The organism is Gammaproteobacteria bacterium, from assembly GCA_021647245.1.
Classification (GTDB): domain Bacteria; phylum Pseudomonadota; class Gammaproteobacteria; order RBG-16-57-12; family RBG-16-57-12; genus JAFLJP01.
The window spans coordinates 1-13,431 of sequence record JAKIVC010000052.1; the positions used below are offsets into that span (position 1 = coordinate 1).

Sequence of the window (13,431 nt, forward strand, 5' to 3'; positions counted from 1 at the left end):
CATCACTTTGAGCCAAAAGTTGATGATAATTTCAAAACCGAAGATTAAACGGGTCTATTTGACCCGTATCCGGACTTTCAGTCCTTAATACTAACCCACCAGCTTTAGCTGGTGGTTGTTAAGTTTCAATGGCTCTGCCAACCCTTCCAGAGCGTCCAATACTTGTGCTAACTGCATCGGTTTGGCCAAACGGTAGACAGTCACCCACGTTTGCAGCGCCTCGCTCTGCTCATTATTTTGCCAATGAATATGACCGATGTTGAACAGCGTGGCGCAGAGACCAGCGGTATCGCCGATCTGCTCTCTTATCGCCAGAGATTGTTTGAGGTAGCTCAGCGCGGTCTCATCGTCGCCACGGGCTTGGAATATCTGTGAAATATTATTCAGCGTGGTCCCTTCGCCCGCTTTATCGCCGATCTGCTGTTGAATCGCTAGCAGTCTGTCGGACTTAACCTAATTGTATCGAAGTGAGATAATGATGGCCACGCTGGGAGAGATAGGAACAAAGTGATGGGGAATTTTATAACTGCTGATCGAGAAACAGACTATTTGTTTCTTCCCTCTATGCAGGATTGGCTTCCTGAAGATCACATGGCACGCTTTGTCGTCGAAGTGGTTGACCAACTCGACCTGTCTGAACTTACTCGGCAGTATGCGGGGCGAGGCTCACCGGCCCATCATCCAGGCGTACTGCTCAGTTTGCTGATCTACGGTTACGCCACCGGCGTTTTCTCCAGCTGCAAGATTGAACGCGCCACCCACGACTCGATTGCATTTCGCTATCTGGCGGCTAATACGCACCCGGATCACGACACGATAGCCACGTTTCGCCGCCGATTTTTACCCCAGCTTCATGAGCTTCATGAGCTTCATCTCATTAGGATTGCAAATGCCACATAGTCTGGGTAACGAAGTATCGTTATCCGGTGTTGGGAGGAGATGTTGGTCAAAGGTGTAGAGAGTTACTGCGAGAAATTGCACGAAGCAAAGAAATGATAATCTATGCGGGTGCTATCAACAGGGATCATGTACACATGCTGATAGGAATACCACCGAGTTTATCGGTATCTAAAGCGGTGCAGTTTATGAAGGGTAAGAGTTCTCACAAGATGTTAACGGAGTTTCCGCAATTGAAGAAGAGATACTGGGGTCAAGATTTGTGGGCGAGAGGCTATTGGGTAGCTTCAAGCGGAAACGTGACAGACGAAGTCTGGAAAGCGTATATAGAAAACCAGAAGCCGAACGACCCCGATGATGATTTTAGTGTGCTGTAAGTCGCCTTTAGGCGAAATGACTGGCTTTCAGCCGTAACCTGAAACCACCGGCTTTAGCCGGTGGAGTATTCATACAAGCCGCCAAGAGCAGAGCCCGAGGTTATCGGAGTAATCGAAATTTCATAGCAATGGCTTGCCTCATCGGAGCAAAACTGGAGTTTGATCTACCCACATGAAATAGCGAGGAGCCGTAAAAAGCCTTATATACCAACAGATTGAATGAGAATTGGCATCTTTTTTCACTCACAAGACCGGAGAAGAGCCGTAATTGTAATGTTCTTTTCATGTGAAACCCATTGCTTGGGCTATATTTTAGTTCTATTTAAGAATTGAAGGGTAAAGCTCGCTATAGGGTGTGTCGACCCATTGATTGAGTTGTTACCACCCAGCCAGGAAGGTCTTAGAAAAAACCATGCAGAGTAACGAAGAAACCTATTTAGCACTTCAAAATAATCTCAATGAACTTGGCGATTTGCCAATATTCAGTGCCAGTGTTAATCGAATTTACCAGATTAGCGAAAACCCGGACTCTGATGCTATGCAGCTCTCAATGGAGGTGATGAAGGATGCCAACCTCAGTGTGAAAATGCTGCGTCTCTCTAATTCAAGCTACTACAATCGCGGTCAAACGCGAATAGCATCCATTTCTCAAGCTGTTATGGTGCTGGGTTTTGAGACGATTAAAAATATAAGCCTCTCCCTCAAGCTGCTCGACTCACTCTCCCATGGGGAGCACGCACTGGATATGAACAGTATGTTGGTTCACTCTTACCTTTCAGCGGCATTTATGCGCGAGCTGGCACTGAAAGCGGGGGTAGACAAGGTTGAACAGAGCTATCTCTGTGGCTTGATACATAACCTGGGGGAGATGGTGACGGCCTATGCCATGCCTGATAAATATATGGAGGTGGTGAGGTTATGTGAGGGTGAAGGGAGAAAATGGCAGTCAGCACAGCGAGAAGTGCTCTCCTGTGGGTTTGATGATATAGCCACCGACCTGATTGAGGACTGGGGATTTCCGCCTCTTATTAAAAATACCATTGGCATACAAAAACAACCGGCCAGTAATGTCAGTACATCGGCTGAATTTAATAAATATGTCCCAGATCTTGCGAGCCAGGTGATGAGCGCACTCTATTTAAAGCCCTATCGTACGACCCGGTCACTGGCTGAGGTACTGGCGCAGATGAAAGCGACTACCGGAATGGATGGCGATGTTATTCGGGGGGCATTGAACAAAGCGTTTGAGATGGGTTGTGAGTTAGCGAAGGAGTTTAACCTTAATAAGAAGCTGTTATCGCCAAAAATAATGGAGAGTGGCGATGGGTGTAGAGACCGAATTGCTAAGCAGTTTGCCTATTATGCCCAAAGCATCGACGGCAGTGTGGATCTGGCTGATAAGCGTGAAGTCAACATGGAAAAAGGTAATCCGGCACTGCTATTACAGACTATCAATGAGATGACTTTAATGATGATGCAGCGAAAGGATATCAATCAGATATTCATGGCGCTGATGAGTGGCTTGTGTAAAGGGGCGGGCTTTGGTCGGGTTGCACTCTGCCTGTTATCGCCAGTACATGATCGGTATGCCGCACGTATTGTGGTTGGAAAGGGTGATAATCAATTGAAAAAATTTATTAATTTTGCAGTTGATAAGGATAAAGACCTCTTTTCCAATGTTATTTTTGCCAATAAATCGATCCATGTTATGGATACCATGGAACCAAAATGGCGTGCATTTCTACCTCGAGATTTTGAACAAAAAACAGGGGTAAACAACTTCGTTGTTGCGGCATTTGGTGATGGTAAAAAGCCATTAGGTATGTTTTATGCCGACATGTCGGGCTCAAACCTTCCCGTGAGTCGATCGCAGTTTGAAAGCTTTCAGCAGTTGATTAATCACGCCAGACTTGCGTTGCAAATGCGCTGAATGCTGTGTTGTGGCATGGGGTTCAGTGCAACGGTATTCCTAGTACATCAACCCTCTAAGCACGCTGCATAGATAGCCTTGGGGTTAACAAAAAAAGCCGGGATCTCGCGATCCCGGCTTTTTCGATTTAGCGCTAAAAAGGGCGATTATTTCGCTTTTTCGCGCTCCGCTACCTCTTTGATTACAGCTTCAGCAACATTCTTAGGACATGCTGCATAGTGTTCAAACTCCATTGAGAACTGGCCACGTCCAGAAGTCATTGTGCGCAGATCACCGATATAACCAAACATCTCAGAAAGGGGGCAGGTTGCCTTGATGCGTACACCTGAAACACCTGACTCTTGTCCGAGGATCATGCCACGACGACGATTCAAATCACCGATAACATCACCTACATGGGCATCGGGTGTAAAGACATCAACTTTCATGATCGGCTCAAGCAACTGAGGGCCCGCTTTTGGCATTGACTGGCGGTAAGCGGCCTTGGCTGCAATTTCATAAGCGATTGCAGAGGAGTCAACCGCATGGAAACTACCATCCATCAGCGTTACTTTGAAATCTAAGCAAGGGAAACCAGCGAGTACACCTTTGACCATGCTCATCTTGAAGCCCTTTTCAACTGCAGGCCAGAATTCGCGAGGTACATTACCACCGGTAACTTTAGACTCAAAAGTAAAACCTTCACCGGCTTCACAAGGCTCGATGATGTAATCAATTTTTGCGAATTGACCCGAACCACCCGACTGCTTCTTGTGCGTGTAGCTATCTTCAAGGCGTTCTGTGATTGTTTCGCGATAGGCTACTTGTGGCTTTCCAACAACAACATCCACACCGTGGGTTCGCTTCAGAATATCGACCTTGATGTCTAAGTGAAGTTCACCCATGCCCTTGATGATAGTTTCACCAGAGTCATCGTCAGTCTCGACACGGAAAGAGGGATCTTCCTGAACCATTTTACCGATTGCGATACCCATCTTTTCAGCGGCTGCTTTATCTTTAGGCGCGATGGCAATCGAGATGACGGGATCAGGGAAGACCATTGGCTCTAAAGTGGCTGGGTTTTTAGGGTCGCAAAGGGTGTGACCTGTTTGAGTGTTTTTCAATCCAACCAGCGCAATGATATCACCTGCTTGAGCAGAGCTCAGCTCGATGCGTTCATCCGCATGCATCTCTACCAAGCGGCCAACACGCTCACTTTTCCCGGTAAAGGTGTTCAATATAGTGTCACCTTTACTAAGGGTGCCGGAGTAGATGCGGATAAAGGTGAGTGCGCCAAAGCGGTCATCCATGATTTTAAACGCAAGTGCACGCAGTGGTTTGTCGATAGCAACTACGGCAAACTCACCGGTCTCATTGCCTTCCATATCCACTTCAGGTTGTGGCTTAACTTCGGTTGGGCTTGGCAGGTAATCAACCACACCATCCAGAACCAATTGAACCCCTTTGTTCTTGAATGCAGAACCACAGAAGGTCGGGAAGAAGTCCAGGTTAATGGTACCCTTGCGGATACAACGCTTGAGATCTTCAGCTGAAGGAATTTCACCCTCCAGGTAGGATTCCATCAAATCATCATCCTGCTCTACCGCAGTTTCGATCATGATTTCGCGATACTCTTCCGCTTTCTCCTGATACTCCGCAGGAATGTCGACGATCTCAAAAGCGAGTGGATCGCCGGTGTTATCCCATATCCATGCTTTCATGATCATCAGGTCAATCACGCCGATGAAGTCATCTTCAATGCCGATCGGCAGCGTCATGATGAGTGGGTGTGCACCCAGCACCTCTTTAACCTGCTTAGTAACACGATAGAAATCAGCACCCATGCGATCTAGCTTGTTGATGTAAATAACCCGGGCAACACCGGACTCATTTGCATAACGCCAGTTGGTTTCAGATTGTGGCTCAACACCGCCCGAACCACAGAACACACCGACACCACCATCCAGCACTTTCAGCGAACGGTAAACCTCAATGGTGAAATCAACGTGCCCGGGTGTATCGATAATGTTGAAGCGGTGATCTTTCCAGAAACAGGTGGTTGCTGCAGATTGGATTGTAATACCACGCTCCTGCTCCTGCTCCATGAAGTCAGTTGTTGCCGCACCGTCGTGAACCTCACCCAGTTTATGGATTTTACCGGTTAGTTTCAGGATACGCTCGGTGGTAGTGGTTTTACCCGCATCTACGTGAGCGAAGATACCAATGTTTCTGTATTTACTCAGATCAGTCATGTTTGCACTCTAAATGTTAAGCTTAGGATACTTTATCGGCTCTCAAACCCTTGAGAACCTGCGAACCAGAGCGATGGCCCCTTTAGTCACATAATAATAACCAAAAAAGCTCTAAATTTTCTCGGAAATAGCCGCCCTTGAACGCATGCGATATGCGTTAGGCGCGTATCATACCACAAAGCCCCTGGAATCCCTCTTTTTTCATTACCCCTAATTCCCGCATTAGAAACGCCTATGGCGCAATGACACTCTAAACCGCAACTGTTCCCGTTGCTCTTCAGCCTTTTCTCTTGGTCGAGAGCTTGAAAGTACGCGTTGTTGTCGTATCGGTAAAACCCATAATCGCTTGGTATGAGCGCCTCTGCGGTTCAATATTGCATCGCATAATCAATCCATTTCATCATTTCAACGCACGATACATGCAATTTAATTGTGGATCGTTTAAAATTCGCAGTTCGCAAGCGCGTCAGGCTCTTGGTTTTGGGCCTTTTGAGTAGTGTCGTTAAATATTTTTCGAGGAATACAATGTTCACCAAAAGTATGACTATCGCCGGTTTTGATGATGAAGTGGCTGTTGCAATTGCGGCAGAAGCTCAGCGCCAGGAACACCACATTGAGCTGATCGCATCAGAGAACTACACCAGCCCCCGCGTTATGGAAGCGCAAGGTTCGGTGCTGACTAATAAGTACGCGGAGGGGTATCCCGGTAAGCGCTACTATGGCGGCTGTGAGTTTGTGGATGTTGTGGAGCAGCTGGCGATTGATCGTGCCAAGGCGCTTTATGGTGCCGATTACGCAAATGTGCAGCCGCACGCAGGCTCTCAAGCCAATGCGGCGGTTTATCAGGCACTGCTACAGCCGGGTGATACTGTATTGGGCATGAGTCTGGCACACGGTGGCCATTTGACTCACGGCTCTAAGGTGAGCTTTTCCGGTAAAATTTACAACGCAATCCAGTATGGCATTAATGAGGATTCGGGTGAGATTGATTATGAAGAGGTTGAGCGTCTGGCTCTTGAGCATAAGCCGAAGATGCTGATTGCCGGTTTCAGTGCTTACTCGCGGATTGTGGATTGGCAGCGTTTTCGTGATATAGCCGATAAAATCGGTGCCTATCTGTTTGTTGATATGGCACATGTAGCCGGTTTGGTTGCTACCGGACACTACCCGAATCCGGTGCAGATTGCCGATGTGACGACCACTACCACACATAAAACTCTGCGTGGCCCACGGGGTGGCTTAATTCTGGCAAAAGCTAACCCTGTGATCGAAAAGAAACTGAACTCGGTGGTTTTTCCAGGCACACAAGGTGGCCCTTTGATGCATGTGATTGCAGCTAAAGCGGTTGCTTTTAAGGAGGCGATGCTGCCTGAGTTTAAAACCTATCAGCAGCAAGTGATTAAAAATGCCCGTGTTATGGCGCAGGTGATGATTGGCCGTGGCTATAAAATTGTTTCGGGCGGTACCGATAATCACCTGTTTCTGGTGGACTTCATCGCACAAGGTTTGACCGGAAAAGATGTTGAAGCGGCACTGGGTGCGGCCAATATTACGGTGAATAAAAACTCCGTCCCCAATGATCCCCAATCTCCATTTGTAACCAGTGGTATCCGTATTGGTACACCTGCCATGACCAGTCGTGGTTTCAAAGAGGAAGAGTCACGTCATTTGGCGACTTGGATTTGTGATATTCTGGATGACTTGAGTAATACCGTGACCATTGGTCGAGTTAAGCTTCAGGCCGAAGAGGTGTGTGCCAAATTTCCAGTGTATGCAGACTAATTAGTCAGAGTAGGTTTAACACCATGCGTTGCCCTTTTTGCCAAGCCGATGAGACCAAAGTGATTGATTCACGCCTCTCCAGTGAAGGCTTTAGTGTCAGGCGTCGCCGTGAGTGTTTGGCTTGCGGCGAGCGTTATACCACCTTTGAAACCGCTGAGTTGGTAATGCCCCGCGTGATTAAGAGTGACGGCAGTCGCGAGCCGTTCGACGAGGAGAAGCTGCGCAGTGGTATTCAGCGTTCTCTGGAAAAACGCCCGGTGAGTATCGAGCAGATCGAAGAGGCTATTAACCGGATCAAGCAACAGGTGCGAGCTACCGGTGAACGTGAAATTCCGGGTAGCGAAATTGGTGAATGGGTGATGGATGCACTACGTGAGCTGGATGAAGTCGCTTATGTGCGTTTTGCCTCTGTTTACCGCAGTTTTCAGGATGTTGATGCCTTTCGCAAAGAGATTGACCACCTTAAAAATAAGGTGAATCAAGGCTGATTTAACTCATATTTAGGGGCCTCCTATGACGACTGCGCAGGATCATCGCTTCATGGGTCGCGCTATGCAACTGGCTCGAAGCGGTCTCTACCCTCCCCATCCAAATCCAAGGGTAGGCTGCGTTTTGGTGCAGCAGAATGAAATTATTGGTGAGGGGTGGCACATCTATTCGGGCGGGCCTCATGCTGAAATAGCCGCTCTAAATAGCACAGCAAAAAGCACTCAGGGTGCAACCGCCTATGTGACACTGGAGCCTTGTAGTCACCATGGCCGCACGCCACCTTGTGTTAACGCGCTAATTGAGGCGGGCATTGCCCGTGTTGTGATTGCGATGCAAGACCCTAACCCTCTCGTCTCCGGCAAGGGGGCTCAGCGCCTGATGGATGCAGGCGTTAAGGTCGAAAGTGGGCTGCTGGGCGAAGAGGCCAAAGCACTCAACCTTGGGTTCATTAAGCGGATGTGCCACGGCACCCCCTATGTGCGTAGCAAATTGGCCATCAGCCTAGATGGTCGTACCGCGATGGCATCGGGTGAGTCAAAATGGATCACTGGCTCGGCGGCGCGAGCCGATGTTCAACGGCTGCGCGCCACTAGCTCGGCTATTTTGACCGGAATTGGTACGGTGTTGTCGGATAATCCACGCTTAACCGTTCGGTTAGAGGCGAGTGATTTGGAGATGGATATCCCGCCTGTTTCTCCACTGCGGGTGGTGGTGGATAGTCAGTTGCGAATACCGCTGGATGCTGCAATATTACAGCAAGCGGGGGAAACACTTATTTTCAGTTGTCATCATGGTGTGGAAAAAATATCTCAGCTCAAAAATATTGGAGTTGAGGTGGTGGTGCTAGAAGGTCAGCAGCCTGCGCTGAGTACCATACTGGAGGTGCTGGCAGCGCGACAGATTAATGAAGTGATGGTCGAGGCGGGTTCAATATTGAATGGTGCGCTATTATCGCAAAATCTGGTTGATGAGATGGTGATTTATATGGCACCGAGTTTGATGGGTGATGCTGCTAAGGGCCTCTTCCATTTGCCTGAATTAAATTCGATGCAGGACAAAATAGCACTCAAAATAGTGGATATACGGGCCATTGGCGAGGATTGGCGCATAACGGCCAAACTAAAGTGAGCCGCTTTTTAAACGTGCGGGGCTATCAACTTGTCGGCCTGTTTCAATGTTCAATTAACCGGTTATAACAGAGAAAATGTTTACAGGAATTATTGAAGCGGTTGGTAATATTCAGCAACAGGAGCGGAAGTCGGGCGATATGCGCCTGACCATCCACACTGGCAGCTTGCCACTGGATGATGTTCAGCTGGGTGACAGTATCGCTGTTAATGGGGTTTGTCTGACTGCTGTTGAGTTGCCGGGTGGCGGCTTTGTGGCGGATGTTTCCGGTGAAACGGTGGGGCTAACTACCTTGGGTTTACTGAAGGCTGGGGATCTGGTTAATCTGGAAAAAGCACTGACTCCCTCAACACGTTTGGGAGGCCACCTGGTGAGTGGTCATGTGGATGGTGTCGGTGAGGTGCTCACTCGGCAGAGTGATGGGCGCTCAGTGCGTTTCAGTATTCAAGCGCCTGATGAGCTGGCAAAGTATATTGCCAAGAAGGGGTCCATCTGTGTGGATGGCATCAGCCTGACGGTTAATGAGGTTAATGGCACGGTATTCGAGTTGAACATTGTGCCGCACACCTTGCAAAATACCACCATGGGAAATTTTAAAGCGGGCCAGAAGCTAAACCTGGAGGTTGATCTTCTGGCCCGTTATCTTGAGCGACTACTGCAAGGTGAATCCGCAGCAGAACCCACCCGTGAAGGTGTCACGGAGAGACTGCTGGCAGAGCATGGTTTTATAAGATGAGCGTATGGCATTAAATAGTATTGAAGAGATTATTGAGGATATTCGCCAGGGCAAAATGGTTGTGCTGATGGATGATGAAGATCGTGAAAATGAAGGCGATCTTATCATGGCTGCATCCGCAACCCGCCCGGAAGATATTAACTTTATGGCCCATTATGGTCGTGGCCTGATCTGCCTCACCTTGACCCAGGCACGTTGCGAACAGCTGCGCTTGCCATTGATGGTCTCGGATAATAATGCCAAGCACTCAACCAATTTCACCGTCTCAATTGAGGCAGCGCAAGGGGTGACAACCGGTATTTCCGCAGCAGACCGGGCGGCAACCGTATTGGCCGCTGTTGCGGCAGATGCCCAGCCTGCAGATGTTGTACAGCCAGGGCATATTTTTCCCTTAAAAGCACAACCCGGCGGGGTATTAACCCGTGCAGGTCACACTGAAGCGGGTTGTGATTTGGCAAAGCTGGCTGGTTTTGAGGCGGCAGCGGTGATTGTTGAAATACTCAACCAGGATGGCAGCATGGCGCGTCGCCCTGATCTTGAGATATTTGCTAAAAAACACGATTTAAAAATGGGCACCATTGCAGATTTAATTCAATACCGCCTTGCCACAGAGAAGAACATTGAGCGTGTTGCCGAGTGTCAACTCCCCAATGAATTTGGTGACTTCCATCTGGTAGCTTATCAGGATCGAGTTTTTAACCAGCTTCATTACGCATTGCGTTTGGGTGAATTGGATGGTGAAAAGCCAGTCCTGGTGCGGGTTCAGGTGAATAGTTTCTTGCGCGATCTATTAGGTCATCAGGAAGAAGAGGGGTTGCCCTTACGAGCGGCGATGCAACGCATTGCCGAAGAGGGGCAGGGTGTGCTGGTGATATTGCAAGGGCAGGAGAGTGATGGTGATCTGGTACGAAAAATGCGCCAACACCAGATGCGAGATCAAGGTATCGAATTGCCATACCCTGAACAGGTTGATGATCTACGCTATCATGGAATCGGCGCACAAATTCTGGCCGATTTGGGGGTGCATAAAATGAGGGTGATGAGTGCGCCTAAAAAGACCCACGGCATTTCAGGTTTTGGCCTTGAGGTGACGGAGTATGTGACAGGGTCTTAGCCCGAGTAACGCATACGCTGTTATGCACCGGCTCACTTGCTTATTGATTACACAGGAAATATGCTCTCTATCATCTGTAATCGCGGATACAGGGTGCTTGGGTGGGTTTTCCTGTGAAACCGAAAACTTATGAAATGTCTAGGCGAGTACCGCTATAATCTATTGATAAATATCGACGTTAATTCTGAATATGGGATACACAATGAGTAACATTAAAAGCATCGAAGGTGAGTTGACGGTCAATAGCGCCCGCTTTGGCATCCTGGTGAGCCGTTTCAATAGCTTTATTGTTGAACACTTGGTGACAGGTGCGCTGGATACACTGCGCCGCCACGGTGCCGAGGATGCAGCGATTGAAATTGTACGTATTCCGGGTGCATTTGAAATGCCGATTGCCGCACAACGCATGGCGGCAACAAAAAAATATGATGCGATTATCGCGCTAGGTGCCGTCATTCGTGGTGGTACACCTCACTTTGATTATGTAGCGGGTGAGTGTACCAAAGGACTCTCTATGGTGAGTATTCAGCACGATATACCGGTTACCTTTGGTGTATTAACCGTTGATACCATTGAGCAAGCGATCGAGCGTGCAGGAACAAAGGCGGGGAATAAGGGTTCGGAGGCGGCGATAACCGCAATCGAAATGGTGAATGTACTGCGTAAACTGGAGAGTTAACTATGAGCAATGCTCGCAGCTTGGCGCGTCGCTGTGCAATTCAAGCACTTTATACCTGGCAACTGACCGGCAATGAGCTGGCAGTTATTGACAACGATTTCCGCACTGAGCACGATATGAGTGGCGTGGAAATTAAATATTTCCAGGAAATTTTGCACCAAGTCGTGCTGCATAAAGGTGAGCTGGATGACCACCTTGCATTGCTACTGGATCGTCCAATAGGTGAGGTTGACCCTGTTGAACGGGCGATACTCCGCATGGGGGTTTATGAGCTGGAGTTCCGTCTCGATGTACCCTATCGCGTGGTGATTAATGAAGCGGTCGAACTGGCTAAAACATTTGGTGCAGAGCATGGGCATAAATATGTTAATGGCATCTTGGATGGTGTCGCGAAAAAGCTAAGAAGTGCCGAAGTTGCAGCAAAAAAACGCTCGCCCAGTGTCCGGAAAAAGAAGCCTGAAGTGAGTGTTACCATCAAACCATCCAAAGCAAAATAGCCACTGTCGCCAGCCATGGCTCTTGCTGAATTCTCCTTGATTGAAAAATATTTTTCCGCCCTTGGTACTGCAAGGGACGATGTGCTGCTGGGGGTGGGTGATGACGGTGCGCAGCTGGTGGTCCCTGCCGATATGAGCCTGGTTGTGGCGATTGATACGATGGTGGAGGGGGTCCATTTTCCAGTCAATACCACAGCGGAAGATATTGGCTATAAACTACTGGCGGTTAATCTTAGTGATATGGCCGCCATGGGGGCAGAGCCTGCCTGGTTCACACTGGCTTTAACGCTACCTGAGAGTGATGAGGCGTGGCTTGCCGGTTTTGCCAAAGGGATAGCCATGCTCGCCAATCACCATGGCGTGCAGTTAGTTGGCGGCGATACCACTAAAGGTCCGCGAGTGCTCAGCCTGCAAGCCCATGGCTTGGTGCCCGCGCAACAGTCGCTCAAACGTTCAGGGGCCGAGGTGGGTGACGGTATCTATGTGACCGGTACGCTGGGGGATGCCGCACTTGGCCTGCGTATCGCGCTGGAAGGTAAACACTACTCCGATTCTGACTATCTATTACAACGACTCAATCGCCCGACACCCAGGGTCTCTCTAGGTATGGCGCTTCGCCCCATTGCACACAGCGCTATTGATCTCTCCGATGGTCTGCTCGCTGACCTCTCTCATATTTGTAAACAGAGTAACGTAGCCGCAGTGCTTGAGTTGAATCAACTTCCGTTATCCCCCGCTTATCGTGCCACCCCCGCAACCATCGACACCGCACTCAACGGCGGTGACGACTATGAACTCTGCTTTACCGCTAGTCGTGCGGCGGGTGAAAGTCTCAAGCGGTTGGCTCAACAGCATAATTGTGCCATCAGTTGTATTGGAGAGGTGGTTGAAGGGGAGGGTGTTAGCTGTTATCTCGATGGTAAGTTTTATCCGACCAAAAAAACCGGATACCAACACTTTGCAGGATGATCATGGCTAAATTTAACCTTATACACTTCCTCGCCTTCGGATTTGGCCTTGGCTACGCAAAAAAAGCCCCCGGCACCTTCGGAACATTGGCAGGCATTCCGTTTATCCTGTTTTTTCAGCAGGAGTCATTGGCGGTCTACCTGATCGCCACACTGGTCATGACGCTATTTGGTATTTGGCTTTGCGGCGCAAGCTCGCGCCTTATGGGGGTACATGATCATCCAGGGATTGTCTGGGATGAGATCGTAGGCTACATGATCACCATGATTGCTGCGCCCAGTGGCTGGCAGTGGTTGTTGCTGGGTTTTATTCTGTTTCGTATTTTCGACATATTCAAACCCTGGCCAATCAGCTACATTGACCGCAATATGCAGGGCGGTATCGGCATTATGTTAGACGATGTCCTTGCGGGTGTCATGGCCGCCATTGTATTGCAGGTTATTGTCTACCTAGTACATCAACCCTCTTATATTGCCTAGGAGGCTGTCGGACTTAGGTGATCGTAGCGAGGGAAAGCCATTTTGAGTCCATTTTTTTGATTGTTTGAGGCGAATATTGAGCATATTCAACGAAAATGATCGGAGAAATGGGCCTGAATGGCT

At 48.9% G+C, this 13,431-nt stretch carries 12 protein-coding genes and 3 pseudogenes; 13 read left to right on the forward strand and 2 right to left on the reverse strand.

The annotated features are described in order from the left end of the window. Positions 1–336 precede the first annotated feature (336 nt). Positions 337–387 (reverse strand): annotated as a pseudogene (locus L3J94_11740) (hypothetical protein). Between the two features lie 123 nt (positions 388–510). Between L3J94_11740 and L3J94_11745 the strand changes: the two are divergent. The 4 genes and pseudogenes from L3J94_11745 to L3J94_11760 all read left to right on the forward strand — a co-directional run bounded on the left by L3J94_11745 (position 511) and on the right by L3J94_11760 (position 3,204). Beyond that, positions 511–840: pseudogene (locus L3J94_11745) on the forward strand (transposase). Between the two features lie 56 nt (positions 841–896). Continuing rightward, positions 897–1,274: an IS200/IS605 family transposase gene (gene tnpA / locus L3J94_11750; GenBank protein MCF6219398.1), complete on the forward strand. Its 378-nt coding sequence runs from the start codon at positions 897–899 to the stop codon at positions 1,272–1,274. A gap of 71 nt (positions 1,275–1,345) precedes the next feature. After that, positions 1,346–1,450 (forward strand): annotated as a pseudogene (locus L3J94_11755) (transposase). A 236-nt stretch (positions 1,451–1,686) separates the two neighbouring features. Further along, the gene (locus tag L3J94_11760) at positions 1,687–3,204 is read left to right on the forward strand and encodes an HDOD domain-containing protein (protein MCF6219399.1); all 1,518 of its coding nucleotides are present in this window, start codon (positions 1,687–1,689) and stop codon (positions 3,202–3,204) included. 146 nt (positions 3,205–3,350) lie between these two features. Here the strand turns inward: L3J94_11760 and fusA are convergent, their stop codons facing one another. Next, on the reverse strand, positions 3,351–5,435 hold the full coding sequence (gene fusA, locus L3J94_11765) for an elongation factor G (protein ID MCF6219400.1): 2,085 nt from the start codon (positions 5,433–5,435) through the stop codon (positions 3,351–3,353). 525 nt (positions 5,436–5,960) lie between these two features. Between fusA and L3J94_11770 the strand changes: the two genes are divergently transcribed. The 9 genes from L3J94_11770 to L3J94_11810 all read left to right on the forward strand — a co-directional run bounded on the left by L3J94_11770 (position 5,961) and on the right by L3J94_11810 (position 13,308). After that, positions 5,961–7,217 (forward strand): serine hydroxymethyltransferase, encoded by a 1,257-nt coding sequence (locus L3J94_11770; protein ID MCF6219401.1) that lies wholly within the window; start codon positions 5,961–5,963, stop codon positions 7,215–7,217. A 23-nt stretch (positions 7,218–7,240) separates the two neighbouring features. Then, positions 7,241–7,705: a transcriptional regulator NrdR gene (gene nrdR, locus L3J94_11775; GenBank protein MCF6219402.1), complete on the forward strand. Its 465-nt coding sequence runs from the start codon at positions 7,241–7,243 to the stop codon at positions 7,703–7,705. Positions 7,706–7,730: 25 nt separating this feature from the next. After that, complete coding sequence (gene ribD / locus L3J94_11780; GenBank protein MCF6219403.1) at positions 7,731–8,834, forward strand: bifunctional diaminohydroxyphosphoribosylaminopyrimidine deaminase/5-amino-6-(5-phosphoribosylamino)uracil reductase RibD; 1,104 nt, start codon at positions 7,731–7,733, stop codon at positions 8,832–8,834. Between the two features lie 76 nt (positions 8,835–8,910). After that, positions 8,911–9,570, forward strand: a complete 660-nt coding sequence (locus L3J94_11785; protein MCF6219404.1) for a riboflavin synthase — start codon at positions 8,911–8,913, stop codon at positions 9,568–9,570. 4 nt (positions 9,571–9,574) lie between these two features. Further along, a complete protein-coding gene (gene ribB / locus L3J94_11790; protein MCF6219405.1) occupies positions 9,575–10,684 on the forward strand; it encodes a 3,4-dihydroxy-2-butanone-4-phosphate synthase in 1,110 nt (369 codons plus the stop codon). A 202-nt stretch (positions 10,685–10,886) separates the two neighbouring features. After that, a complete protein-coding gene (gene ribE, locus L3J94_11795; GenBank protein ID MCF6219406.1) occupies positions 10,887–11,363 on the forward strand; it encodes a 6,7-dimethyl-8-ribityllumazine synthase in 477 nt (158 codons plus the stop codon). A gap of 2 nt (positions 11,364–11,365) precedes the next feature. Then, positions 11,366–11,860: a transcription antitermination factor NusB gene (gene nusB, locus L3J94_11800; protein ID MCF6219407.1), complete on the forward strand. Its 495-nt coding sequence runs from the start codon at positions 11,366–11,368 to the stop codon at positions 11,858–11,860. A 15-nt stretch (positions 11,861–11,875) separates the two neighbouring features. After that, a complete protein-coding gene (gene thiL, locus L3J94_11805; GenBank protein MCF6219408.1) occupies positions 11,876–12,829 on the forward strand; it encodes a thiamine-phosphate kinase in 954 nt (317 codons plus the stop codon). A 2-nt stretch (positions 12,830–12,831) separates the two neighbouring features. After that, positions 12,832–13,308 (forward strand): phosphatidylglycerophosphatase A, encoded by a 477-nt coding sequence (locus L3J94_11810; protein ID MCF6219409.1) that lies wholly within the window; start codon positions 12,832–12,834, stop codon positions 13,306–13,308. The last annotated feature ends 123 nt before the right edge of the window (positions 13,309–13,431 follow it).